The organism is Chryseobacterium sp. CG10_8, assembly GCF_058117085.1.
Window position 1 is genome coordinate 1 of the sequence record NZ_JBYVEB010000273.1, and the last position, 692, is coordinate 692.

1 protein-coding gene is annotated in these 692 nt (G+C 29.8%); it reads right to left on the reverse strand.

Features of this window, described 5'->3' with window-relative positions; translation table 11 throughout:
• Window positions 1-89: 89 nt before the first annotated feature.
• The gene (locus AC4AGG_RS16695) at window positions 90-635 is read right to left on the reverse strand and encodes an RNA 2'-phosphotransferase (protein WP_489773152.1); all 546 of its coding nucleotides are present in this window, start codon (window positions 633-635) and stop codon (window positions 90-92) included.
• Window positions 636-692 lie beyond the last annotated feature (57 nt).

Below are 692 nucleotides of genomic sequence, written 5' to 3' on the forward strand. Positions count from 1 at the left end.
TATAATTATTAAAGTTTTTAATTTCAATGTTTTTTATTTAGGAATAGGTAAAATTTATAAAATGAAATTTCATCTAAAAAAAATAGAACTTAGTTCTTCTTTTCTAAATATTTTGCTGGGACATAATCAGTCAACCAAACACCATTTTCAGAAATGAAAAATTCAAAATTATCTTGAAACATTTGCTCCGCCAAAACTTCAAAAACATAAGGTTTTCCATGTCTTTGACCAACTTTGATGGCGGTTTCTAAATCTGAACTTAAATGAACATGTTGTCTGCTTCGTTTTTCTAAACCAAATTGTAAAATGGATTCAACTGACTTTTCGCTTGTTCCATGAAATAGAATTTCAGGTGGTTTTTGATTGGTGTAACCTAATTCAATTTCTATGGAATGACCTTGGCTTGCTCTGATTTTGTCTTTGGCTTCGTTAAAAGCAAAACGCTTTTTAGAATTGGCCTCCACCACAAGATTCAAAATTTCATGATTGAGTTTTACCTTTTGGCTGGCTTTTTCAATTAATTCATCAACATTTGCCCAACCGTTTTCATCTAATTGTAGATTGATGATTTCAGGTTGATGTCGCAACACCAGACTTAAAAATTTACTGCTTTGTATCGTTTCTTTTTCATTCATCATTTTTATGTTTATATGGAAACATGTGTTTTTGGGACATTAAAATTAATGAAAATT